This window comes from Denitrificimonas halotolerans, assembly GCF_034259425.1.
Classification (GTDB): Bacteria; Pseudomonadota; Gammaproteobacteria; order Pseudomonadales; family Pseudomonadaceae; genus Denitrificimonas; species Denitrificimonas halotolerans.
This window is the reverse complement of sequence record NZ_JAXIVU010000010.1, coordinates 24,798-49,798: the sequence shown is the minus strand read 5'-3', so window position 1 is coordinate 49,798 and position 25,001 is coordinate 24,798. Positions and strand designations below refer to the sequence as shown.

Sequence of the window (25,001 nt, the reverse complement as noted above, 5' to 3'; positions counted from 1 at the left end):
TCCTCAGCTTAAAGTTTTCCGTAATAGCCTTCTTTTAAGGCTTCATAAAGATTGGCAGCACTGTGCAACTCACCATCATATTCAATTTGCTCATTACCTTTAGCTTCAACCTCGGAGCCATCAGCTAGCTTGAATCTATAGGTGGTATTAGCCAAGTTTTCTTCCGTCACTAATACGCCTTGGAAGGCTTCAGGGTTAAAGCGGAAAGTAGTACAGCCTTTCAAACCTTGCTGACAGGCATATAAGTAAATATCTTTAAAGTCTTGATATGGATAATCTGTTGGTACGTTAGCCGTTTTAGAAATGGATGAGTCAATCCACTTCTGCGCTGCTGCTTGCACATCCACATGTTGAATCGGCGTCACATCATCAGCACTGATAAAGTACTCAGGTAAATTATTGGTTAAGGCATCAGGATCAATTAAAGTGCGATAAGCTAACAACTCATAGCTGAATACATCCACTTGCTCTTTCGACTTTCTGCCCTCACGAATAATGTTACGTGAATAATGGTGTGCAAAACTTGGCTCAATACCATTGGAGGCGTTATTGGCCAGTGACAAAGAAATGGTTCCTGTCGGTGCAATAGAACTATGATGGGTAAAGCGCGCGCCTTTCTCAATCAAGGCTTTAGCTAACTCAGGCTCAGCTTCAGCCAACTGCTGCATATAACGACTGTACTTACCCCACAGCACTTTGCCTTTAACTTTCTGCCCAACTTTATAGCCATCACTCAACATTTCTGGACGCTTAGCTAACATGGCCCCAGTAACTGTAAATACTTCATCCATGATTGGCGCCACACCTTTTTCCTCACCTAGTTCTACTCCAGTACGCCAACCTTCTAATGCCATTTCTTTGGCCACTCGCTCAGTAAACTCTAGTGAAGCTTGATCACCATACTTCATACGCAACATACATAATGTTGAGCCCAAGCCTAAGAAACCCATGCCATGACGACGCTTACGCATGATTTCTTCACGCTGCTCTGGCAGTGGCAAGCCATTAATTTCTACCACGTTATCCAGCATACGTGTAAAAATGCCAACAACTTTACGATACTCATCCCAATCAAAACTCGCCTGATCGGTAAAGGGCTGACGCACAAAGCGCGTTAGATTCACCGAACCTAATAAGCATGCGCCATAGGGTGGTAATGGCTGTTCACCACAGGGATTCGTAGCTCGAATTTCTTCACAGAACCAGTTGTTATTTAACTCATTGACACGATCAATCAGAATAAACCCTGGCTCTGCAAAATCGTAAGTAGAGGCCATGATGGAGTCCCAGATACGACGCGCCTTAACCGTGTTATAAACACGGCAAGCAACCATGCCATCCTCACGTCTAATGTAATGCTTGCTCGCAGGCCAATCACGCCAAATGACTTGTTTAGGATCATTCAAATTCAGCTTATCCACTTCCAACTCGGCAGGACTCAAAGGAAATGCGAGCGCCCAATCACTATCATTCTTAACCGCCTGCATAAACTCACTGGTAATTAAGAGTGACAAGTTGAACTGACGTAAACGACCCGTTTCGCGCTTGGCACGAATGAAGTCCAATACATCCGGATGCCCCACGTCAAAAGTAGCCATTTGCGCACCACGCCTACCACCAGCCGAGGAAACGGTAAAGCACATTTTGTCGTAAATATCCATAAAGGACAGTGGTCCTGAAGTGTATGCGCCAGCACCTGAAACATAAGCGCCCTTAGGCCTTAACGTAGAAAACTCATAACCAATACCGCAACCGGCTTTTAAAGTTAAACCTGCCTCATGCAACTTACTAAGGATATCGTCCATAGAATCACCAACTGTGCCAGAAACGGTGCAGTTAATGGTTGAGGTAGCTGGTTTATAAGCTGTAGCCCCAGCATTAGAAATAATACGCCCTGCTGGAATCGCACCTCGATACAATGCCCACAAAAAATGATCGTACCAATACTCACGCTTCTCGGGCACTTCAATATCCGCTAATGCTCGAGCGACGCGTTGATAAGTAGCGTCAATATTTTCATCAATACTCTTGCCATCCTTGGTTTTCAGACGATATTTCGAATCCCAAATATCTTCTGATGCTGGCTGTAAAGCAATATCTGTTTGCGATGTAACCTGAGAGACAGCTGCAGCAGCTTGATTCATGATTGACTCCTAAAACTTAATTGACGGCAAAAGCCCCAAGCAAACGCTTTTTTCAATGCACGCTCAGAAGCGCAAAATCACTACATAATGTGTAATTATGCAAAATACTAACACTATATATAGTGGTCTACAAAATATAGTGGTCTACAAATTCAACAATGCTCATTAGCTTGTTTTATTATTGCTGAAGAATAAACGCATATACCTCAAGATCTATAGCCTGAGCCCTTTCTTCAGATTGGAGTTTGGCCGATCAGGCCTACAAGTTATGATTTTATCTGCTCGCACTTAAACATGAGAGGCTCATGACAAAGTCGATATAATGACATGCGCTACCAAGACAAGAAGTAACGTTATTAACAATAAAGAAATGAAACAACTGAGTAAGTATATCAGCAGAAAGGCAAAAGCTGAACTCACACACCGCCCCTCGCTCCTGCACTTAGCAACACCAGCTTTCAATATTGATATTTAAGGAGCAACCTTCAATACACTTGGTAGATCAGCAGAAGCTCCGTCATAAACAATGCAACCATCAGTTAAGCGAATGGTGCGCAAACACCGAGCGCTTATACGTGGGTCATGCGTGACAATAACAATAGCGCACCGGTGCTCCACATTAAAACGCTCAAACAACTCAAATACTTCATCAGCAGTTTGTGTATCAAGATTACCTGTTGGCTCATCGGCCAAAATTAAAGCTGGTCGCGATACCAAAGCCCGAGCTATAGCGACCCTCTGCTGCTGTCCACCCGACAAGCGATTAGTCGGCTGACGCATATATTGCGTAAGCCCCACTTCACCCAACAGGTACTCAGCATATTCTACTTGAGTTTTAGACGGCTGACCGTAACGCAACATTAAAGGCATCAGCACATTATCCAATACACTAAAAGCGCTGATCAGGTGATGAAATTGAAAGACAAAACCTATGGATTCACTGCGTAATTGAGTGCGCTGTGGATCTGTTAAACCTTCGGTTAAGTGCCCTTGAATGCGCAGCTCACCAGATGATGACACATCTAACAAACCCATCACATTCAGCAAAGTACTTTTACCTGACCCTGAAGTTCCCACTAAAGCCACCAACTCACCACGGCTGACTTGCAGAGAAACATCATGCAACACATGATTTTCCAGAGGTGTCCCCTGATTAAAAATTTTATTGAGCTTATCCAACTGCAACACAACTTGCTGCTTTGTGCTATAACTTAATGGTTGGGATTTAGACATAACGAATTGCTACCGCAGGATCATACCGAGCTGCTCGGCGTGCCGGTACCACCGCCGCCAAAACCCCAGCAGCAGTGGCAATTACAATAGCTGAAACCAACATAGAAGGTTCTAAGCGGATCACAAATAAACGCTCTTCAAAACCATTGAACACTTGCACTAAGCTGTAACCGACTAACACTCCGAGCAAAGAGCCCGCCAAACCAAGCAATCCTCCTTGCAAGAGAAACACCCGTAAAATCTGCTGCTGAGTACTGCCCATAGCTCTTAAAATACCAATTTCACGAGTACGTTGTACTACACTTACGGCCAACACACTGGCAATGCCAAAAACCACCGACATAGCGACAAAAATACGAATCATTTGCGTAGTCATGCTTTGCGAACTCAACGCATTAAGCAACTGCCCATTACTTTCCATCCAACTTTGCACATGTAAACCAGTTAACTGCTTAACCCGTTGTGCCCAATATTCAGCATCAAAGACATCAGTAATTTTCAACTCGAGAAAGGTCACACCACCGGGTAAGTTCAGCAATGCCTGTGCCTGCTTTAAATCAGTGTACACATAACGGCTATCCAATTCGCGTACACCGAGTTCAAAAATCCCCGCAATATCAACAATGGTCTGCCGATCATCACCTGCATCCAAGCGTAATTTATCACCGACCCTCAAGCCTAGATCTTCTGCTAACTGATAACCAATCAGTACATTACTGGCACCCACTTTAAAGTGCCCAGCCACAAGATAATCGTCTAGCTGAATAATGCCTGCATAACGCACCGGCTCTATGCCCATCAAAGCTACTGATGCTCGAGCGGTGCCTTTCTGCGCAAAAGCAGGCCCTGAGATAAGGGGAGACACTGTCTTAAAGATAGGGTAAGTGTCCAGAGCATTACGCACCTCTTGCCAGTTATTGATGGTTTGCAAACGCTGCGCCCGTGGACTTTCTAGCATCCAAATATATTGTCCTTCAGGGGAAGCAGCATAATTATTGTGCTGACGTGTCGCTTCAATACGAATATGAGCTTGAGTACCTAGAGTTTTATCAATCACGTTATCTTGTAGCCCTGTAATCAGGGCTGTAATAAAGACAATAACCGCTGCACCAACTGAAATTGCCACACTAATCAGCAGCGTTTGTAAAGGGTTATCTGCTAAAAAGCGCAAAGCAATGCGCCACTCAATCCATAGCGCATTGCGCCAGCTGCGCAACCGCTTAATGAATAACATGTTGCGCCTGCTCAATACGTATGCGAGCACGCTGACCATCGATGACTGCATCTGTTTGTACCACGATATCACCCTCTCTGAGACCTGAAACAACCTCACTATGAGTCATATTGCGCAGTCCTAACTCCACATCAACCGCAGTTACTTTACCCTCCTGCCAACGCAGTGCTTGCATCAGCCCGGACCCCGTACGTTGTAAATAATCATTCGGCAAAATTAAAGTATTCGACCGCCGCGCAGCAATGATATTGGCGGATACAGTCATGCCTTGTAAAAACGTCTTGTGTTTTTCCGGTTCAAGCAACACATCAATATGCACGTCGATAGTGCCACGCGCGCTATCTACAGCAGGAGCTATAAAGCTCACCACACCTGGGACGATTTGCTCCGGCCACGCATCAGCAATGAGCTCAACCGGCTGCTGCAATTGCACTGGAGCAAAGTTTTTCTCATCTAAAGCCACGACTACTTCTAAACCATTGCTAAGCTCACCACTACGATCATTACCATCTCTGCGGGCAATCTCGAGCAAAACATCACTGGGTTGTACTAAATCACCTGGTTCTACATTGCGAGTTTGAACTTGTCCAGCAAAAGGCGCATAAATACGAGTTTTAGCCAACTCAGCCTCAGCACTAATCACACGCTGCTGCAGCAACTGCTCTTCGGTACTTCCAACCGCCATAGCTTCAGCAGATAACTGCGCACGCGTCAGTGCTGTTTTAGCATTGAGCTCAACTCGCTGTGCTTGCTCCACCTGCTCAATAGAAATCACTCCTCGCTTAACGAGCTGTTCCCGGCGACGCGCCTCACGACTAGCTTGGCGCAAATTATCTTTGGCTTCAATTAGAGCTGTTTGTGCTTGTGGACGGCTGACCTGTTGCAATTGCTGCAGCATACTCTGCGCTTGAGCTAAGCGCGACTGTAACTCGCCCGGGCTCAACTCAAGCAACAGGTCACCTTCGTTAACTAAATCACCTTCACGTACATGACGCGCAATCACCGTGCCAGTTATTTCACTCCCAATACGTGCCACTGATTGATAACGTACCTCACCACTAGCAACAATGCGTAATTCTAACGGCATATACTTAATCTTTTGCGCCACCAACACTGGGCCACGCCACTGAGACACTCCAATAAATACAGCCAGGCATACAGCAACAATTAATATCCCATAAATAATGCGCATTCATGCTCCATTACAAGGCTTTACAGCAACTCAATTGACTCTGGATAAATACGAATGAGACCTTGCTTATATAAACCACCAATGGCTTTCTTAAAATTGCCTTTACTCACACCGAAAGTTTCAGCAATCAATGGTGCGGGGCTTTTATCACTCAACTCTAAACGGCCATTATTGTTCTTTAGCTTGGTTAAAATAGCTTCACCTAAGGTCTCGCGCAGCACTTGACCTTGAGGCTGTAGACTTAAGTTAATCAAACCATCCTCTCGAATCTCGCGAATATAACCACGCTCTTGCATACCACTACGCAAAAACTTAAAAGCTTCATTTTTATGGATTAAACCCCAATGCTCACTATTAATAATAGCCTTGAAGCCTAGATCTGTAGCCTCAACAATGAGCAGCTCCACTTCTTGCCCCACACTATATTGAGCTGGAGTACGATCCAAAAATCGATCTAAATGAGCGGTTGCTGTGATACGACGAGTGCGCTCATCAATGTAAGCGTACACCACACAATAGTCACCCACTTGCAATGGACGTTTTTCTTCAGAGTGTGGCAATAATAAATCTTTACTTAAACCCCAATCTAAAAATAAACCAATACGGTTAATATCTACCACTTTTAAACTGGCAAACTCGCCCACCCTGATCGTCGGAGTACGACCAGTGGCGATAATACGATCTTCACTGTCTAAATAAACAAAGACATTAACCCAGTCGTCGTCCTCACAAGCTTCTCCTTTAGGCATTTCACGCCGAGGTAAAAGAATATCCCCATCAGGCCCACCATCTAAATACACGCCAAAATCGGCCTGCCGAATCACCTGCAGAGTATTCATATCTCCAATCAACGCCATACCTATGCACCTACTTAAAACTGAAAGATTACTATTATGCCTGTTTGCCAACCAAGAACGAGGATTTAATGGCGCAGCACAATCCTAAGTATTAAGACTACAATTTAACATGCCCATTTTAACCTAACCCACTTCTAACTCCGTGCTTTGTACGTAAATCACGGCAAACTGTAAAACTGCTGACAAATACCAAGGTAAGTTTGTATTTCTTCCTCCCAGCGCTGCTGATCCCAGGTCAAATAAGGCTGGCAACGAGCCCGCACCTGTTCAACCAAATCTACCACGCCCAGCAAACCCAGCCGAGTGCGACGCAGTAATAAGTCATCCAAATGGATCACTAGCTCATACTGACAAGCAAAAATAAGCTCAGCCCAATAGATTGCAGTATGAGCGACTTGCTCTGCACCTACCTGCTGAAAAACCTCCGTAAAAGCAACCCAGTTGCCACCATAGCGGCCTCGCAAACGCTGTTGTGCTGCATAAGGTAACGCCGCAATACAAGGGTTCTCCGAGTGCTGCTCAATATCCTTTTTTAACTCAGTGACAACTTGCATAGGGCAGCCATTCAAGTCAGCGCAAGCTTCAATCACCTCAAGTGCCAGCAGGCGAAACGTAGTAAGCTTACCGCCGGCGATACTGACCCGCCCAGGCTCCACCCAAAGAGTATGTTCTCGCGACTGAGCGGAAGGCGCACCAGAATCGGCTTGCGTGTGCGCCACAATGGGCCGAACTCCTGACCAAGTGGACACCACATCCCTTTGAGTGATTTGAGCCTCAGGAAAAACCTTAGCACAGGCCGCCAACAAATAATCCAATTCCGCTTGATCAATCGCTGGCTCTTGATTTAGATCGCCATGATGATCCAGATCTGTTGTGCCTATAATCGTAGCCCCTTGCCAAGGCAATATAAATAATAAGCGCTGATCCTGCGGGTGTTGAATACTTAACGCCTGTTTGATGGGTAAACGTGCATATGGCACTAAAATATGACTACCACGCAAAGGCCTCATGTATTGCTGCCCACCACTCAGTTGGGCAACATCCGTCCAAACCCCTTTGGCTTGAGCCACCACACGACAAGATAACTGCCATTGCGTTGCGCTTAACTGATCCTCCACTTGCAAGCCTATAACTCGCCTCTGTGCTCCTTGCACAACATCACTATAAATCGGCTGCAAAGCCCTCACATAACTAACAATGTACGCCCCCATTGCACGGGCTTCAGATAAGACTTTCATCACCAAGCCCGCATCGTCAGTCAATGCATCCTGATACTCACTAGCACCTATGAGCTGTTCCGGATTAATTTTTTGCGGTATTTTTCTTACCGGATAATAGTGATATGTTTTCGATGCAGCAAATCGATCATAAAGCCACAGCGCACCCCCCAAAAGTAAACGCCCGGGAAATTCTCCTCGATAATGGGGATATAGAAAAGGCATTAACTCAACAAGCCCCGTTTCTTCCTGCAATAAGCGTTGCCGCTCACGCACACTGTCGCGGGTTAATGCAAACTGACCTTGGGCAATATAACGTAAACCTCCGTGCACCATTTTCGAAGTACGACTAGAGCTTCCCCAAGCAAAATCGCGCTGCTCCAATAACAAGCAACGCCAACCTAGACGTGCTGCTTCTCGAAGAATACCAGCACCGATGATACCGCCACCGACAACGATTAGATCCCATTCTTGCCCTGCCAATGTTGGTATTACTTGCTCACGCCAAGCTTGCGTCCAAGGCTGTGCTGCTGCTTGAATGGCTTGCATCATAATCTCAACCTGTTTCGTACGTACTCTATGTGCAGAAAATCACAGCTACCGCTGCAATGTAAAGGTTTATATACACAACATCACATACGATTAAAATGAAAACAAAACACTTAACGAGCATGCTCTAAAAAGTGCTCAGAAGAAGATAGGAGCAATATAGGAAAGGAAAAAAGAATAAACGCATATTCTGTACTGTCTCATCCACTCGCAAGAGTCTGAGCCATTCGAGTTTATACGTCATCCCTTATGTTTTACTGCAAAACGTACCCATGGTACTGCGTGGTTACTTCACAATTCCCGCCCATTAAAGGGCGGGAAAAATGTTACAGATTTAGCTGGCGGTTCGACGCTTTAATGAATTCTTTCTTTAGGTCTTCGAAGTTATGCACTGCAGGGAATTGTGGAAACTCATCAATCACATTCTGCGGCGCATGGAATAAGATGCCCGCATCTGCCTCTGACAACATAGTCGTATCATTATAAGAATCGCCCGCAGCAATAATGCGGTAATACAAAGTTTTCAACGCCAATACTGACTGACGTTTTGGATCTTTCTGGCGTAATTGATAGTCTACCACCCGTCCCTGTTCATCAGTAATTAGCTTATGGCAAAACAATGTCGGAAAGCCAAGCTGACGCATCAGTGGTTGAGAAAACTCATAGAAAGTATCCGACAAAATTACAACTTGAAAGCGCTCACGCAACCAGTTTACGAACTCCACAGCGCCATCTAGCGGCTTCAATGTTGCAATCACTTCTTGGATGTCACTCAGGGTTAAACCATGTTCATCCAAAATACGCAAGCGTTGCTTCATCAACACATCGTAATCTGGAATATCACGTGTGGTCGCCCGTAGTGATTCGATACCAGTTTTTTCTGCAAAGGCAATCCAGATTTCCGGAACCAATACACCTTCAAGGTCAAGACAGGCGATTTCCACAGTAATTCCTCATAATGTAAAAAGATGAACTCTAGCGCCTCCATCCTCTCCATGCAAGATCAAGATGCATTTTGACATCCTCCCCGACCTAAAGGACAGGGATTCCTACTGCTAGACGACCATGCCCGGCCGCGAGAATGTTACGTGCCGCGTTGATATCGCGATCGTGAGTGACACCACACCCACTGCACGTCCATTCTCTTATTCCAAGTCCTGCGATACCTTTCGGCCTCAATTCGGGCAAACTGCCGCAACTCGAACAGGTTTGGGTGGTGTATGCCTCGTCAACTTCCTTAAAAACAATGCCTGCGTGAGCGCATTTATAGTCCAGCATTGTTTTTAATTGGCCCCAGCCAGCGTCCAACACTGACTTGGCCATCGTGGTTTTACTCACCTGCAATGCACTGTAAGGTTTGACTGTGCAGCCCAAGCTCTTTACCTACGCCCTTTGTGTAGGGATGCATATCATACGCAGACAAAAACACACCACGCTCTTTAATCGAGCGCTGACTTAATTCATTGACAAAGTTCCAGACGAAATTGACGCTGCGAGCCATGCGATTTAGCAGTGGCGTATGCCTGTCTCGTACTCGGACTTTTAATGTTTTGGTGTGCTTTATCATGCTGTATACAATACCAGTACCAACCTATACTGCAAAGACTTTAGCAGCCTGTTAAGGGGTTAAGGGGCTGCTTACGCAGCCCTCGTTATCCATCCCCGCACTAAAAGTACGAGGTCTTACGCGATTTTGATAAACACTACATATACCTATAAAGAATAAGCATAATGGTTTATATTCATTCTAACACGCATATTTACCTTGGTAAGATACCGTGCTCACGCGTATAAATCTTCTACCTAGGAAACCAGCATGACTGATTCAATCGATCTTCAGAAACTCACTTCTGACTGCGCTAATGCCTCCCCACAAAGCATCCTCAAACACGCTTTTGCAACTTTTGGCGACGACCTTTGGCTCTCTTTCAGTGGCGCAGAAGATATTGTGCTGCTCGATATGGCTTGGAAAATCAATCCTCGAGTAAAAGTATTCAGTTTAGATACTGGACGTTTACATCCAGAAACTTACCAATTCATTGAAAAGGTACGCGAACACTATCAAATTAAGATTGAAGTCCTTTCTCCAGACGCCGAACAAGTCAATGCTTTAGTCAAAGAAAAAGGCTTATTTAGTTTTTATAAAGATGGTCACAGCGAGTGCTGTGGTGTGCGTAAAATTGCTCCACTAAAGCGTAAGCTCAGCACTGTAAAAGCCTGGATCACCGGCCAGCGCCGTGATCAAAGCCCAGGTACTCGCAGCCATATAGCGCCATTCGAGCTGGATACAACTTTTTCTACAGCTGAGCGAACATTGTACAAATTTAACCCACTGGCACATATGAGCAGTGAAGAGGTTTGGGCCTACATTCGCATGCTAGAATTACCTTATAACGCTCTGCATGAGCGCGGCTTTATCAGCATTGGTTGTGAGCCTTGCACACGTCCCGTACTCCCCAATCAACATGAACGTGAAGGACGCTGGTGGTGGGAAGAATCTACACAAAAAGAATGCGGTTTACATGCCGGAAATAATATTGCAACAGATAACTAGCCCAAGACACACCTCGCCACACTCAAACCTATTTAACATCTCGTCTTTAGGTGGTTTGATAGGTAGTCTTTAAAGCTTTTTCATTATGAGCAAACCCAAATAGCACGCCCCTCGCACTAAAAATACAAGCTCTTTCTCAGTCTCGATAATATTGTGCGCCAAGCAGGTTATACTTGGCGCACAATATTATCTATGTGAAAGTATTTTTCACTAGTTTACTGACAATATTTTACTTACATTCACTGCAACTACTTTGGGAGCCCTATGAAAACCCCTGCACGCCTAATACCCTTAATTAAAGACGGGCTGATTGATGAGGTGTTACGTCCCCTAATGAATGGCAAAGAAGCTGCTGTCTATGTTGTACGTTGCGGTGACGAAATCCGCTGCGCTAAAGTTTATAAAGACATGGATAAACGCAGCTTTAAAAAAGCATCTTTATATCGAGAAGGCCGCAAAAGCGGCAACAGTCGTCGCGCACGCGCAATGGAGAAAGGTTCGAAGTTTGGCCGTGAACAAGCTGAAGAGGCTTGGCAAAATGCAGAAGTTGACGCCCTTTATCGTTTAGCGACTGCTAAGGTACGGGTACCTCAACCCTACGGCTGCTTCGACGGCGTCTTACTCATGGATTTGGTAACCTTACCAGATGGACAAGTTGCTCCACGCCTAAACGACGTCAGCCTTGAACCGAGCGAAGCTCGACGCGATCATGCCATCCTCATGGAGTCAATCAAACGCATGCTCAGTATTGGTCTTATCCACGGTGACCTTTCAGAATTTAATGTCTTAGTCGACGAGCAAGGCCCTGTGATCATCGACCTCCCTCAAGCAGTCGATGCTGCCGCCAACAATAATGCTTTTTTTATGCTCAATCGTGATATCAATAATATCACTCAATATTATGCTCAATACGCCCCTGAGTTATTACAAACGCAGTACGCACCTGAAATGTGGAGCCTATATAAAGAAGGGAATCTCACCGCAGACACTCCTTTAACTGGCAAGTTTTTGGAGCCTGATACAGAGGCCGATGTAGACTCTGTCATGGCAGAAATTCAAGCCGTATTAAACGAAGAACGGGACCGAGTTGCTCGCGCTAATGCTGAGGACTTTGAAAGCTACTCATAAAGGCCTCATTCACTGATATCTGCTGAAAAACTAAAAAGCCCCTGCCGGAATCTAAACCGCAGGGGCTTTTATCGAGACGGTTAGGCAATCGTCATAGGCTCATGTTAACGGTAACGCTTTCGCTACGCATTGCGACACATTGTCACTGCCCACCCCACTCATTACTCCACCCCTCTGAGAGATAAGGCAAAATATCAAAACGAGCACAGCACGAAACCCAGATCATTTTTTCTCTAGGAATAAAAAAACCCGCTATTAGTAGCGGGTTCTTTACAGGACAAGCACCGGCGGTGTGCTTGTTAATATGGTGCCCGGAGCCGGAATCGAACCGGCACGGTGTTGCCACCGAGGGATTTTAAGTCCCTTGCGTCTACCTATTCCGCCATCCGGGCGGTAGATGCTAGATGGGTTGCTTTACTGAACTGCTTCCCAATCGACGGGCGCTAATATATGAGATATTTCTGATGAACGCAAGCCTTATTTTGTTTTTTTTATAAAAAAGTTATTTTTTACTCAATTTCTATGATTTTTACCATTACGGATGAACTGCCAACCACTTTAGAGGTGTAGGGGGCCCAGGTAATACACAGACTTGCTAAGGTGCGCTGCACCACAGCAGAGGTTATGCAAATTGACTCGGCTAACTCCCTCGCACCGCAGGTTTCTGTCATTGATATCCAGCATCGTGGCAAACTGTGACCATGAGCTGTCGCTGATCGCTTTAGCTAAGCGCCTGCTTTAACTTTAGCCGCCGCCCTCGGCGAGCTAAAACCTTTTGCTCACGCGCCAACTTATTTTCGTGCTTGGCTAAAAACTTAGGATGAGCAACTCGTGTTTCGTCTGACATCACAATAAAGTCTGTTACCCCTAAATCAATGCCTATATTGCTGTTGGTTTTGGGTAATGGTTGGACAATGATTTCAACCAGCACACTGACAAAGTAGTTACCGAACTGTTCTTGATACTGTGGCGCTTTTGATAAGGCCGTTGACCTTGCGGTCAATCCGAGCTTTAACATGCCTCACCTTGGGCAGCTTGATTGAGCGGCTGGTAACAGCAACTGTGCCTTTTTGGTTGTTGGTCGTGTAGCTGTCCTGAATGCCTTTCCTTTTGAACTTAGGGCAGCCAAAACCACCCTTGAAAAAACTTTGAAAGGCGCTTTGCAGGTCAAGCTGAACATTGGCCAGTGCCAAACTATCCACTTCTTTAAGCCATTCAAATGCTTTTTTGTACCGAGCAGGCGTGTTTCTTAGTGTGGTCTTAGTTTTTTCATAATATTCTATTTTTATCGTGGAGCACTTTATTGCAAACAAAGCGAGCGCAACCAAGCGACTTGGCAAAAAACACCTGCTGTTCTGCCGTTGGGTAGAGCCTGTATTTATAGGCCTTAAGGACTTGCTTGCTCATTTCACTGGCTTACTATGTACTGCTTTACAACATCAAGCGGTGCACCATCTTTGCTCTACTCGATACAACAGCATCAAATACCTTTCTGCGGTACCTGGTGACAAGTATCAAGGATAATTGAGCAAAAGACTGAATTCACATTTATATCTAACAGCACTTACTTTCAAGCCCATCCATGCTTAAGACTGAGTCTTTATTTCATCATGCAAACACCTAAAGGTAAGATCAAAAGCGCATTCATCCCACCACCTAAAAGATGGGGGACTTCTTCTAGCAACTGTTAAAACTATAACAACCATCTTTAAAGCCTAAAAAATCAGATAAAGGCTTCAACCGTGCTTCAATTGCGTAATACCCCTAACCATCAGCGAATTAAAGACTGCTTCTATTCTGGTTCATTAACTCAATCATCGCACCTAAACCACATCTAGCTACGACCGAGTTATTACCAGCTAATGTCAGTGTTGAATGTTAGCTAGAGCCAATCAAAAACAATACTGGACTATAAATGCGCTTACGCAGATATTCTTTTAAGAAAGCCAACAAGACATGTACCACTCAATCTTATTCGAATTATGGCAGTTGACCCAGTCAAAACCGCCTAGCAGTAGACTCCCCATCCTTTAGATCGCCGAAGATATCAACTCAACATATAAACTTAAGAATCATCCTTGATGCTCAGCCTCCAAAAATAAAATACTCTCCTAGCAACTCTAATTGTTTACTTAATCAAACGAATGCGTAACATATAAATTGCTTCCTGCACAATAGCAGGCAGTTCCAATGAAAACCCAAAGTAAGGGGAACACAATGAATAATGTTCTAAAATTTTCTGCTCTGACTTTAGCTGCTATTTTAGCGACTGGTTGCAGTAGCTTATCCACTGAAAACGAAGCTCGTTTAACTGCAACTGAAGACTCAGCTGCACGTGCACAAGCACGCGCCGATGAAGCCTACGGCAAAGCAGAAGAAGCTCTGAGCGCTGCTCAACGTGCCCAGCTCACTGCTGACGAAGCTAACGAGCGTGCTTTGCGTATGTTAGAAAAAGCCAGCCGCAAGTGATCTGATTTATTCAGGTAAAATAAAAAGGCTGCCCTAAAGGCAGCCTTTTTATTAGTACAATGCATCTTAGATGCTATTACTCAACCAACAAAGTTCAATAATACACCTGCTGCTACAGCAGAACCAATTACACCTGCCACATTGGGTCCCATCGCGTGCATTAACAAGAAGTTTTGTGAGTTAGCCTCCAACCCAACCTTGTTTGCGACACGAGCAGCCATAGGCACTGCAGAAACACCTGCCGAACCAATCAACGGGTTAACTTTCACAGTACTAAACTTATTCATAACTTTAGCCATCACAATACCCATAGCTGTACCACCACTAAAGGCAATCATACCTAAAATCAAGATACCTAATGTTTTAATTTGCAAGAATGACTCTGCTGAAAGCTTTGACCCTACGGTCAAACCTAACGCAATTGTCACAATGTTAATCAAAGCATTACGTGATGTATCAGCCAAGCGCTCAACCACACCAGACTCACGCATCAAGTTACCGAAGGCAAACATACCCACTAAAGGCGCAGCATCAGGTAGTAACATACCAATGAGCAAACACAAAACCAATGGGAATACGATCTTCTCCGTCTGCCCCACATGGCGCAACTGAGACATGACAATTGCACGCTCTTCTTTAGTCGTCAAGGCTCGCATAATCGGTGGCTGAATCAAAGGAACCAATGCCATATAAGAATATGCTGCAACCGCAATAGGACCTAAAAGATCCGGTGCTAATTGGGCTGTCACATAAATCGAGGTCGGTCCATCAGCGCCACCAATGATAGCAATCGAAGCCGCCTCTTTAAGAGTGAACTCCAAACCTGGAATACCCAGCATACCTACAGCTAGCGCCCCCAATAAGGTCGCAAAGATACCAAATTGTGCAGCAGCACCAAGCAGCAAAGTTTTGGGGTTAGCCAGCATAGGACCGAAATCGGTCATAGCCCCCACTCCCATAAAAATCAAGAGTGGAAACACACTCGTTGGCAAGCCAACTTGATATAGAATGCTCAGCAAACCACCGGTTTCCGCCATGCCTGCTACAGGAATATTAGCCAACACACCACCGAAACCAATCGGAATCAGCAGTAAAGGCTCAAAGCCTTTACGGATCGCTAAATAAACCAAACCTAAGCACACAGCAATCATTAAGGCTTGACCGCCTTCAATGTGATAGAGGCCAGTGCTCTGCCATAAACTTAAGAGCTTATCCATCATCTAGCCCTCAAGATATGGTCAGCAGGCTATCGCCAACCGACACTGCATCGCCAACTTTTACGTTGACACTACCAATTACACCACTGCGGAAAGCGCAAATTTCAGTCTCCATTTTCATGGCTTCTAAAATCATAACAACCTCGCCCTCTTCCACCTTCTGACCCGGCGACACCAATACTTTAAAGATATTCCCTGATAGCGGCGCACCTTGTGGATCACCCTCACCTGTAGCAACAGGAGCTGGCTCACAAGCAGTTGCCTCACCAACCGGCTTCAAACCTTCGATATCCCCACCCTCATTGACCTGCACCACATAGCTTTTACCGTTCACTTCAACAGTATAGGCTTGCGGACCAACTGCACCACCAACAATCTCATTACCAGTAGGCACGGGTTCAAAAGCATCGGGGTTGTCACGGTTCTCTAAAAATTTCAAACCGATCTGCGGGAAGAGTGCATAAGTCAACACATCATCAATCACATCATCAGCTAGGCGAATATTTTTCTCTTTCGCTAATTCCAGCAACTCATTGGTAAGCTTTTCAACTTCATTATCCAATAAATCTGCAGGACGGCAGACAATTGCTTCTTCACCTTCAAGTACGCGCGCTTGCAAATCAGCATTAAATGGAGCCGGTGCAGCACCGTACTCACCTTTTAATACACCCGCTGTTTCTTTAGTAATGGATTTATAGCGCTCGCCTGTTAAAACGTTAATCACCGCCTGTGTACCAACAATCTGTGAAGTCGGTGTAACCAGCGGAATAAAACCTAAGTCTTCACGTACACGTGGAATCTCTTCCAACACTTCATCAAACTTATCTTCAGCCCCTTGTTCTTTGAGCTGATTCTCCATATTCGTCAACATACCACCAGGCACTTGTGCAACGAGAATACGTGAATCAACACCTTTCAAGGTACCTTCAAATTTCGCATACTTTTTACGCACTTCACGGAAATAAGCAGCCACCTCTTCAAGCAATAGCAAGTCTAAACCCGTGTCATGTTCTGTACCCTGAAACATGGACACAACAGACTCGGTTGGCGAATGGCCATAGGTCATCGACAGAGAGGAGATTGAAGTATCAACGTTATCAATTCCAGCCTCAACCGCCTTGAGGATCGACACTGATGATAAACCGGCAGTCGCATGGCACTGCATATGAACAGGAATAGACAGACTACTTTTGAGCTTACTCACCAGCTCATAAGCAACATACGGGGTCAAAATACCCGCCATGTCTTTAATCGCAATGGAGTCTGCACCTAAATCTTCAATTTGCTTAGCCAGATCAACCCACATTTGCATGTTATGTACAGGGCTCGTAGTGTAAGAAATCGTGCCCTGAGCATGCTTACCATTAGCTTTCACAGCTTTTAAGGCGCGATCGATATTACGCGGATCATTCATCGCATCAAAAACGCGGAACACATCAACACCGTTCAGTGCTGCGCGCTCAACGAACTTATCTACAACATCGTCAGCATAGTGACGATAGCCTAATAAGTTCTGTCCACGTAAAAGCATTTGCTGACGCGTATTGGGCATCGCTTTTTTCAATGCGCGAATACGCTCCCATGGATCCTCACCCAAATAGCGAATGCACGAATCAAATGTTGCTCCACCCCATGACTCAACTGACCAAAAACCAACTTGGTCAAGTTTCCCAGCGATGGGCAACATATCTTCTAAACGAACACGAGTAGCTAAAATGGATTGATGAGCATCACGTAATACAACGTCAGTAATGCCGAGTGGCTTTGTGGCGGTCATTGAGAAAAAACTCCGTATGGGTACACTCAGCCGCGGCTGGCGCGGTGCTGTTTAATGGCAATTTGAATGGCTTGCAATGTATCTGCATCTATCGGCTGCACATTACCTGGTTTCACAGGCGCTGCTACAGCTGTAGCACCATGACTCTCTTCTGGAGCAATGCGCTCCAAAATAAAAGCCATCATACGGATGCAGAAAATCAATAAAACCAAAAATGTGAAAACGAGCCCCATACCAAAAAGCATGAGTTCAACGCCTTCAAGAAGGAGTTGCTGAGAAGTCATATAGGCTCCAAATCCTGAACATCAGGGGGGAAGTATTATAATTTTCATTAAGCCGCTCTTGAGCCAATAGCTAGTAGCTCACGGCAAAACCATCAAACATTACCGTGAATCTCTATCCATTGGCAAACAAATGAGCATTTTTATTTAGATTTTTTTTATTTTCATAAGCTAAACTGAATTTTTATAGTAAAAACATCGTTGCCAAACCAAGGAAAATAAAGAAACCTCCGCTATCTGTCACAGCAGTGATCATGACACTGGAGCCTAGTGCTGGATCTCGCCCTAAACGAACCATCGTCATAGGTATTAACACCCCCATAAGAGCTGCTAATAATAAATTTAACGTCATTGCAGCAGTCATCACAACGCCTAGCGCCCAATTCTCATACAACAACCAAGCAACAACACCAATGACACTGCCCCAAATCACACCATTAATAAAAGCAACTCCCAACTCTTTGCGCAATAAGAGCGATGTATTGCCCGATGACAATTGATCCAAGGCCATTGCACGAACAATCATAGTAATGGTTTGGTTACCCGAGTTCCCCCCGATACCAGCGACAATAGGCATCAATGCAGCCAGCGCAACCAATTGCCCGATCGAACCTTCAAACACACCAATCACACGCGATGCAACAAAAGCAGTTATCAGATTAATCGCCAACCATGCCCAACGGTTTTTTAAAGACTTCCAAACCGATGCAAAAATATCCTCTTCCTCACGCAAACCAGCGCGATTTAATGCTTCACTTTCTGACTCTTCACGAATCAAATCAACCATTTCATCAACGGTTAAGCGCCCAATCAATTTCCCACTTTTTTCAATTACAGGCGCAGACACCAAGTCATAACGTTCAAACGCTTGCGCAGCATAAGAACCATCTTCTTCAGGATAAAAGGTGACTGGATCATCAGCCATCACCTCTTGCACAGTAAGCTCTGGGTCGTTAACCAACAAGCGCTTAATCGGCAGTACACCTTTTAGGATTCCAGCCACATCAACAACAAAAAGCTTATCGGTCTGATCTGGCAGTTCTTTTAACCGACGCAAGTAACGCAAAACAACCTCAAGGGCGACATCTTCACGTATAGTGACCATCTCAAAGTCCATAATGGCACCAACCTGATCATCTTCATAAGACAGCGCGGAACGCACACGCTCACGCTGCTGCGCATCTAGGTTTTCCATAAGGCCTTGTACTACATCCCAAGGCAACTCTGGCGCTAAGTCAGCTAGCTCATCCGCATCCAAATCCTTGGTTGCAGCTATGATTTCATGCTCATCCATGTCAGCGATCAAGGTTTCACGGACCGCATCCGAAACCTCTAGAAGAATTTCACCGTCATTCTCTGAGTGAACCATTTGCCAGACAGTCATACGGTCATCGAGCGGTAGCGCCTCTAAGATATAAGCAATATCTGCTGGGTGCAGCTCAGATAATGTTTGCTGCAATTCAGCTAAGTGCTGTTGCTGCACCAACTGATCAACACGCTCTTGCTGCTCACTACCCTGACGGGCAACACTCTCCTCAATCAGCCGATGTCGTTGCAAGAGCTCAAGAACCTGAGTAAAACGCTCCTGTAGGCGCTCCTGGGGCTTTCTCTCTTCAACTTCAGTCATAAATGAGGTCTCCGTTCCTGCTCACTACTGAGCCAAGGGGTGTGTTTAAATGTGCGTAGCGATCGCTTAATGTAAAAGGCTTTTACTGACATTTATAAAGAGCCAGCTTTGCACTGGTTTTGTAGAGCGCAATAATAACATTGTCGTGCTGGTTTGCATCCAGCAATGAATCTTTCAGGCCTTACTTGCGAGCTTAGCGACTCAAATGTGACAACTTTATAGTAGGCAAAAAAAAACCTGCAAAAATGCAGGTTTTTTAAAAATGGCGGACTCAGGAGGATTCGAACCTCCGACCGCTCGGTTCGTAGCCGAGTACTCTATCCAGCTGAGCTATGAGTCCATTTGGTGCTTATCCAGATCACCACTGGTTTTACCATAGAAAATTTAACTCACTGTCAAATTTTCCAATATGGCGGACTCAGGAGGATTCGAACCTCCGACCGCTCGGTTCGTAGCCGAGTACTCTATCCAGCTGAGCTATGAGTCCGTTGTGGCGCGTATTATAGAGCTATTTATTTGATAATCAAGGAGTTTTTCACTTATTTAAAAACTCTTTGCAATTTTTAGCTCTTCAATACTCAATATGGCGGAGAGGGAGGGATTCGAACCCTCGACACCCTTTTGAGGTGTACTCCCTTAGCAGGGGAGCGCCTTCGGCCTCTCGGCCACCTCTCCGTAACAACGGAGCGTATATTACCTACATTTAAAAAAATGTAAAGGGCAAAAACGAAAAAAGATTAAATTTCTCAGTTTTCGTTATTTCCAGCCTCTTCTTTCTCTTTCTGAATACGCTGATAAATCTCTTCACGATGCACCGCGACTTCTTTCGGCGCATTTACACCAATACGCACTTGGTTACCTTTAACACCAAGCACAGTGACAGTTACATCATCACCGACCATGAGCGTCTCTCCGACTCGACGCGTTAGTATCAACATCATTTATCTCCTTGATTCAGTAGTTTTGGATTACAGTTTGTACCTGTAAAGTGCAAACAGCCTACACCTATAAAGCTTGACCGCATATGATCAGAAACAATTTTTGACAGTAAAGTTTTTTTAGAAGAACAATACTGCCAATTTTCAAACCACATGTCCCTGATAGACAATCACTGGAAATAGCTGTCGCTATACTTTCCTAGAAGCGTCCAGCCCAAAAGCTGTATGCAAAGCACGAACAGCAAGCTCCACATATTTTTCTTCAACAACCACTGAGACTTTAATTTCGGATGTGGAAATCATCTGAATATTAATATTCTCTTTAGCCAAGGCTTCAAACATACTGCTTGCAACACCAGGATGCGAACGCATGCCAACGCCTACAATAGACACCTTGGCAATACTAGTAGTTCCTGCAACTTCACCGGCACCAATATCTTTAGCAGTTGCTTGTAATATTTCGAGTGCTTTATCGTAGTCAAGATTCCCCACAGTAAAAGTAAAGTCCGTAGTATTATCTTGAGCAACGTTCTGCACAATCATATCAATATCAATATTTGCTGCACTGATCGGCCCTAAAATTTTAAAAGCAACACCAGGCCTATCTGGCACGCCACGAATGGTTAATTTGGCTTCATCACGGTTAAAAGCAATGCCAGAAATAATTGGTTGCTCCATAGAGTCCTCATCATCAGTCGTAATTAGAGTGCCAGGGCCCTCTTGAAAACTATGCAATACGCGTAGCGGAACATTGTATTTACCAGCAAACTCGACAGAACGCAGTTGCAGGATTTTTGAGCCAAGACTGGCCATCTCAAGCATTTCTTCAAAAGTAATACGTTCCAAACGCTGTGCTTGCGGCACAACACGAGGATCTGTAGTGTAAACACCATCCACATCAGTGTAGATATGACACTCATCGGCCCTCAATGCAGCAGCTAACGCCACAGCGGTCGTATCTGAGCCACCACGCCCCAGCGTCGTGATGTCACCCTTTTCATCCACACCTTGAAAGCCAGCCACCACAACTACCTTGCCTGCCTGCAATTGTGCCCGCACACTGGATTCATTAATGCTTAAAATACGCGCTTTACCGTGCTCACTATCAGTTAAAATAGGCACTTGCGCACCAGTAAAAGAAACTGCTGGAACACCAATCCTATTTAATGCCATAGCAAGCAAAGCAATAGTTACTTGCTCACCTGTAGCAACCATGACATCCATTTCACGTGCAATAGGTTTAGTAGTAATTTCTTTCGCCAAAGCAAGCAAACGATTGGTTTCACCACTCATCGCTGACACAACAACAACAACATCGTCACCTGCCGCACTAAACTGAGCTATCTTTTCCGCGACCCGCTGAATCTTCTCCGGCGTACCCACCGAAGTGCCACCAAACTTTTGTACGATCAATGCCATTTAACTGTCGCCTTAATCATTATTAGCGTTGAAACATTCATATAGGTAGGCAAGATCAACTTACCCATAGCCTTCAGGCTTTGATTAACTCTGGCCGGCCACATACTCAGCCGTAACAGCCAGCGCTTTCTCAAGCTTATCAAGGTCAACACCACTACCTTGAGCCATATCCGGACGCCCACCGCCTTTGCCGCCGACAACAGCTGCCGCTTGCTTCATTAAATCGCCAGCTTTAAATCGCCCTGTTAAATCTTTGGTCACACCTGCAACCAATGCAATACGGTCACTACTTACACCTGCTAACAAGATTACAGCGCTACCAAGTTTATTTTTTAACTGATCAATCAAAGCTAACAGCTCTTTATTCTGCAAACCATCTAAGCTCGCAGTCAAAACCTTAACACCATTCACCTCAACTGCCGCAGATGCTAAATCACTGCCTGCTGCACTAGCTGCTTTAGCCTTAAGCTGCTCTATTTCTTTTTCTAAACTGCGCTGTTGATCAAGCAAACCTTGCAACTTATCTAAAAGATTCTCACGAGTGCCTTTCACTAGGCTCATAGCTTGTTTTAACTGTTCTTCCGCGCCAGACAACCAATTCCATGCTGCTTCTCCCGTCACAGCCTCAATACGGCGAATACCCGCCGCAACCCCACCCTCACTAGTGATTTTAAACAGCCCAATATCGCCGGTACGCTGCGCATGAGTGCCACCACAAAGCTCTACCGAAAAGCCATCGGCCATGCTTAATACACGCACCTCGTCACCATACTTTTCACCAAAGAGCGCTAAGGCACCTTTAGCTTTCGCAGTTTCAATATCAGTCAATTCGGTCATCACTTCAGTATTATTACGAATCTCGAGGTTCACGCGCGCTTCTAAGGTCTTAATCTGCTCAGGGGTTAGCGCCTCGAAATGGCTAAAATCAAAACGCAAACGCTGACTATCCACTAAAGAACCTTTTTGCTGCACATGCCCCCCTAAAACTTCACGTAAAGCTGCATGCAAAATGTGCGTTGCTGAGTGATTTAAAGCAGTAGCATGGCGTACTTGCGCATCCACTGTTGCCCTGACACTATCACCCACTTTGACATGACCTTGGGTCAAGCGACCATGATGCAAAAATGCACTACCACTTTTCGTTGTATCGGTGACATCAAGATGCAAGCTGTCGGTACTTAAATAACCGCAATCACCCACCTGACCACCGGACTCAGCATAGAAAGGCGTACGATCCAAAACGATCACCACTGCCTCCCCCTCTACAGCCGTATCAACCTGCTCTCCATCTTTCAGAATCATCAGTACTTTGGCATTGGCTTGATGTTTTTGATAACCAAGGAACTCTGTTTCACTGTCGACTTTAACCAAAGCATTGTAATCAATACCAAAAGTACTGGCTGAGCGAGCACGCTCACGCTGCGCTTCCATTTCTCGTTCAAAGCCTTCTTCGTCCACAGTCAAGTCTCGCTCACGGGCGATATCAGCAGTTAAATCCATAGGAAAACCATAAGTATCATATAATTTAAATACTATCGCCCCCGGAATTACTGTACCTTCGAGATCCTCTAAGTCTTGCTCTAGAATACGCAAGCCTTGCTCCAGTGTTTTAGCGAACTGCTCTTCTTCAGTCTTTAAAACACGCTCAATCTGTGCTTGATTGTGTTGCAGTTCTGGGAAGGCTTCACCCATTTCCTCAACCAGTGCAGCAACAACTTTGTAGAAAAAACTACCTTGCGCACCCAGCTTGTGACCATGGCGGCAAGCACGACGAATAATACGACGTAATACATAACCACGACCATCATTGGAAGGCACCACACCATCGGCAATTAAAAAACTACATGACCGAATGTGATCAGCGATCACTTTCAATGACGGATTATCATCATTAACATGTCCTGTCGCCTGCGCGACTGCGCTCAATAAACTCTTGAAGAGGTCAATATCGTAGTTAGAATTCACGTGTTGCATAATGGCACTGATACGTTCTAGCCCCATTCCAGTATCGACACTTGGTGCCGGCAACGGATGCATTTCACCATCTGCGGTGCGGTTAAACTGCATGAAAACGTTATTCCAAATTTCGATATAACGATCACCATCCTCTTCCGGTGAACCTGGCAAACCACCCCAAATATGTTCACCATGATCATAAAAAATTTCAGAGCATGGACCACACGGCCCAGTATCACCCATAGCCCAGAAATTATCTGATGCATAAGGTGCACCACCGTTGTCACCAATACGTATGACACGCTCAGCTGGCACTCCAACTTCCTTCACCCAAATATCATGAGCCTCATCATCACTCTCATAAATAGTGACCCATAACTTTTCTTTAGGCAGATTCAACCACTTCTCGGAGGTTAAAAATTCCCACGCATAATGAATGGCATCCCGCTTAAAGTAATCGCCAAAACTAAAGTTACCGAGCATTTCAAAAAAGGTATGATGGCGTGCAGTGTAACCGACGTTTTCCAGGTCATTGTGCTTACCACCTGCGCGCACACACTTCTGACTCGTGACCGCACGTGTATAGGCGCGCTTTTCTAAACCCAAGAAGCAGTCTTTAAACTGATTCATGCCCGCATTGGTAAATAATAGCGTTGGGTCATTGGCAGGGATCAATGAACTGGAGGCTACGCGGGTATGACCCTTTTCTTCAAAGAAGCGAAAGAAGGCTTCGCGGATTTCTGCGCTTTTCATATACTCTTCCAAAATTAAAATAACGGTAATTGCGTGCTCGATATGGCCTGTTTACCGACTCAAAAGACGCATTATATCGTTGATGCACGATGCCTGCAGCGTTTAACTGCAGACGACAAAATTAACGATCAGTGCTCACATTCATCTGTATGCACATGATCATCTGCAGCTACATCGGCCGCTTCCATTTCCAGCTGCAAACCAACTAAATTACTGGCCAGTGGACGCAAGACCATATTGGCATACTCGGTGTCACCTTCCTCAACATCTACACCCATCAATAACTGACCGTCGCCGACTGTTTGCACCCAAATCTCTTTGCCCTGCCAAACCACCGCAAAACGTGAACATTCAGCTTCTGTATGCGAGCCATCTGCACTTTCAAGAATCAACTTTAAACCTGTCGTCATAATCTGTTTTACTCAACGTTCAATAAAATAAGATGGCGCACAGCAG

22 protein-coding genes and 4 tRNA genes are annotated in these 25,001 nt (G+C 45.1%); 3 read left to right on the top strand and 23 right to left on the bottom strand.

From position 1 onward, the window contains the following. Positions 1-8: 8 nt before the first annotated feature. From TOI97_RS08460 to TOI97_RS08420, 9 genes are all read right to left on the bottom strand, one after another. Positions 9-2,144, bottom strand: coding sequence for an adenosylcobalamin-dependent ribonucleoside-diphosphate reductase (locus TOI97_RS08460; protein ID WP_321553685.1), 2,136 nt, complete (start codon positions 2,142-2,144; stop codon positions 9-11). 471 nt (positions 2,145-2,615) lie between these two features. Next, positions 2,616-3,377, bottom strand: coding sequence for an ABC transporter ATP-binding protein (locus TOI97_RS08455; protein WP_321553684.1), 762 nt, complete (start codon positions 3,375-3,377; stop codon positions 2,616-2,618). Next, positions 3,370-4,611 carry an ABC transporter permease gene (locus TOI97_RS08450; protein ID WP_321553683.1) on the bottom strand — a complete coding sequence of 414 codons (1,242 nt, stop codon included), beginning with the start codon at positions 4,609-4,611 and terminating at the stop codon, positions 3,370-3,372. Before TOI97_RS08450 ends, TOI97_RS08455 begins: the two co-directional genes overlap by 8 nt. Continuing rightward, positions 4,598-5,803 carry an efflux RND transporter periplasmic adaptor subunit gene (locus TOI97_RS08445; RefSeq protein ID WP_321553682.1) on the bottom strand — a complete coding sequence of 402 codons (1,206 nt, stop codon included), beginning with the start codon at positions 5,801-5,803 and terminating at the stop codon, positions 4,598-4,600. The genes TOI97_RS08450 and TOI97_RS08445 overlap by 14 nt, the downstream gene beginning before the upstream one ends. 20 nt (positions 5,804-5,823) lie before the next feature. Next, complete coding sequence (locus TOI97_RS08440; protein ID WP_321553681.1) at positions 5,824-6,660, bottom strand: CvfB family protein; 837 nt, start codon at positions 6,658-6,660, stop codon at positions 5,824-5,826. A 158-nt stretch (positions 6,661-6,818) separates the two neighbouring features. Further along, positions 6,819-8,429 carry a glycerol-3-phosphate dehydrogenase/oxidase gene (locus TOI97_RS08435; protein WP_321553680.1) on the bottom strand — a complete coding sequence of 537 codons (1,611 nt, stop codon included), beginning with the start codon at positions 8,427-8,429 and terminating at the stop codon, positions 6,819-6,821. 323 nt (positions 8,430-8,752) lie between these two features. Continuing rightward, on the bottom strand, positions 8,753-9,370 hold the full coding sequence (thrH, locus tag TOI97_RS08430) for a bifunctional phosphoserine phosphatase/homoserine phosphotransferase ThrH (RefSeq protein WP_321553679.1): 618 nt from the start codon (positions 9,368-9,370) through the stop codon (positions 8,753-8,755). Positions 9,371-9,458: 88 nt separating this feature from the next. Continuing rightward, entirely contained in the window at positions 9,459-9,800 is a 342-nt protein-coding gene (locus tag TOI97_RS08425; RefSeq protein ID WP_321553678.1) for an RNA-guided endonuclease InsQ/TnpB family protein, read from the bottom strand. Continuing rightward, positions 9,757-9,927 carry a hypothetical protein gene (locus TOI97_RS08420; protein ID WP_321553677.1) on the bottom strand — a complete coding sequence of 57 codons (171 nt, stop codon included), beginning with the start codon at positions 9,925-9,927 and terminating at the stop codon, positions 9,757-9,759. The genes TOI97_RS08425 and TOI97_RS08420 overlap by 44 nt, the downstream gene beginning before the upstream one ends. A 315-nt stretch (positions 9,928-10,242) precedes the next feature. Here TOI97_RS08420 and TOI97_RS08415 point away from each other — a divergent pair, with 315 nt between their 5' ends. Together TOI97_RS08415 and TOI97_RS08410 are read left to right on the top strand one after the other, a co-directional pair. Continuing rightward, a complete protein-coding gene (locus tag TOI97_RS08415; protein WP_321553676.1) occupies positions 10,243-10,980 on the top strand; it encodes a phosphoadenylyl-sulfate reductase in 738 nt (245 codons plus the stop codon). 264 nt (positions 10,981-11,244) lie between these two features. Next, positions 11,245-12,108: a PA4780 family RIO1-like protein kinase gene (locus TOI97_RS08410; protein ID WP_321553675.1), complete on the top strand. Its 864-nt coding sequence runs from the start codon at positions 11,245-11,247 to the stop codon at positions 12,106-12,108. A gap of 305 nt (positions 12,109-12,413) precedes the next feature. On the opposite strand, the gene TOI97_RS08405 is transcribed toward TOI97_RS08410, so the two are convergent. The 3 genes from TOI97_RS08405 to TOI97_RS13345 all read right to left on the bottom strand — a co-directional run bounded on the left by TOI97_RS08405 (position 12,414) and on the right by TOI97_RS13345 (position 13,515). Then, positions 12,414-12,500, bottom strand: a tRNA-Leu gene (locus TOI97_RS08405). Positions 12,501-12,829: 329 nt separating this feature from the next. Beyond that, positions 12,830-13,039, bottom strand: a complete 210-nt coding sequence (locus TOI97_RS08400) for a transposase (RefSeq protein ID WP_321553674.1) — start codon at positions 13,037-13,039, stop codon at positions 12,830-12,832. A 338-nt stretch (positions 13,040-13,377) separates the two neighbouring features. After that, positions 13,378-13,515, bottom strand: a complete 138-nt coding sequence (locus tag TOI97_RS13345; RefSeq protein ID WP_407651339.1) for a helix-turn-helix domain-containing protein — start codon at positions 13,513-13,515, stop codon at positions 13,378-13,380. A gap of 810 nt (positions 13,516-14,325) precedes the next feature. On the opposite strand from TOI97_RS13345, the gene TOI97_RS08390 reads away from it, so the two are divergent. Beyond that, on the top strand, positions 14,326-14,577 hold the full coding sequence (locus TOI97_RS08390) for an Lpp/OprI family alanine-zipper lipoprotein (RefSeq protein ID WP_321553672.1): 252 nt from the start codon (positions 14,326-14,328) through the stop codon (positions 14,575-14,577). Between the two features lie 80 nt (positions 14,578-14,657). Here TOI97_RS08390 and TOI97_RS08385 read toward each other — a convergent pair whose 3' ends face one another. The 11 genes from TOI97_RS08385 to TOI97_RS08335 form a co-directional block, all read right to left on the bottom strand. Beyond that, complete coding sequence (locus TOI97_RS08385; RefSeq protein WP_321553717.1) at positions 14,658-15,794, bottom strand: sodium ion-translocating decarboxylase subunit beta; 1,137 nt, start codon at positions 15,792-15,794, stop codon at positions 14,658-14,660. Between the two features lie 10 nt (positions 15,795-15,804). Next, positions 15,805-17,571 carry a sodium-extruding oxaloacetate decarboxylase subunit alpha gene (gene oadA, locus TOI97_RS08380; RefSeq protein ID WP_321553671.1) on the bottom strand — a complete coding sequence of 589 codons (1,767 nt, stop codon included), beginning with the start codon at positions 17,569-17,571 and terminating at the stop codon, positions 15,805-15,807. A 26-nt stretch (positions 17,572-17,597) separates the two neighbouring features. Then, positions 17,598-17,855 carry an OadG family protein gene (locus tag TOI97_RS08375; RefSeq protein WP_321553670.1) on the bottom strand — a complete coding sequence of 86 codons (258 nt, stop codon included), beginning with the start codon at positions 17,853-17,855 and terminating at the stop codon, positions 17,598-17,600. Between the two features lie 181 nt (positions 17,856-18,036). Continuing rightward, positions 18,037-19,479 carry a magnesium transporter gene (mgtE, locus tag TOI97_RS08370; protein ID WP_321553669.1) on the bottom strand — a complete coding sequence of 481 codons (1,443 nt, stop codon included), beginning with the start codon at positions 19,477-19,479 and terminating at the stop codon, positions 18,037-18,039. Positions 19,480-19,742: 263 nt separating this feature from the next. Continuing rightward, a tRNA-Arg gene (locus tag TOI97_RS08365) sits at positions 19,743-19,819 on the bottom strand. A 70-nt stretch (positions 19,820-19,889) separates the two neighbouring features. Then, positions 19,890-19,966: transfer RNA gene (locus TOI97_RS08360), tRNA-Arg, on the bottom strand. Between the two features lie 97 nt (positions 19,967-20,063). Further along, positions 20,064-20,154, bottom strand: a tRNA-Ser gene (locus tag TOI97_RS08355). Positions 20,155-20,225: 71 nt separating this feature from the next. After that, positions 20,226-20,417, bottom strand: coding sequence for a carbon storage regulator CsrA (gene csrA, locus TOI97_RS08350; RefSeq protein ID WP_321553668.1), 192 nt, complete (start codon positions 20,415-20,417; stop codon positions 20,226-20,228). 189 nt (positions 20,418-20,606) lie between these two features. Then, entirely contained in the window at positions 20,607-21,836 is a 1,230-nt protein-coding gene (locus tag TOI97_RS08345; RefSeq protein ID WP_321553667.1) for an aspartate kinase, read from the bottom strand. An 84-nt stretch (positions 21,837-21,920) separates the two neighbouring features. Then, a complete protein-coding gene (gene alaS / locus TOI97_RS08340; protein ID WP_321553666.1) occupies positions 21,921-24,545 on the bottom strand; it encodes an alanine--tRNA ligase in 2,625 nt (874 codons plus the stop codon). A 128-nt stretch (positions 24,546-24,673) separates the two neighbouring features. Further along, positions 24,674-24,955 carry a topoisomerase II gene (locus TOI97_RS08335; protein ID WP_321553665.1) on the bottom strand — a complete coding sequence of 94 codons (282 nt, stop codon included), beginning with the start codon at positions 24,953-24,955 and terminating at the stop codon, positions 24,674-24,676. Between the last annotated feature and the right edge of the window lie 46 nt (positions 24,956-25,001).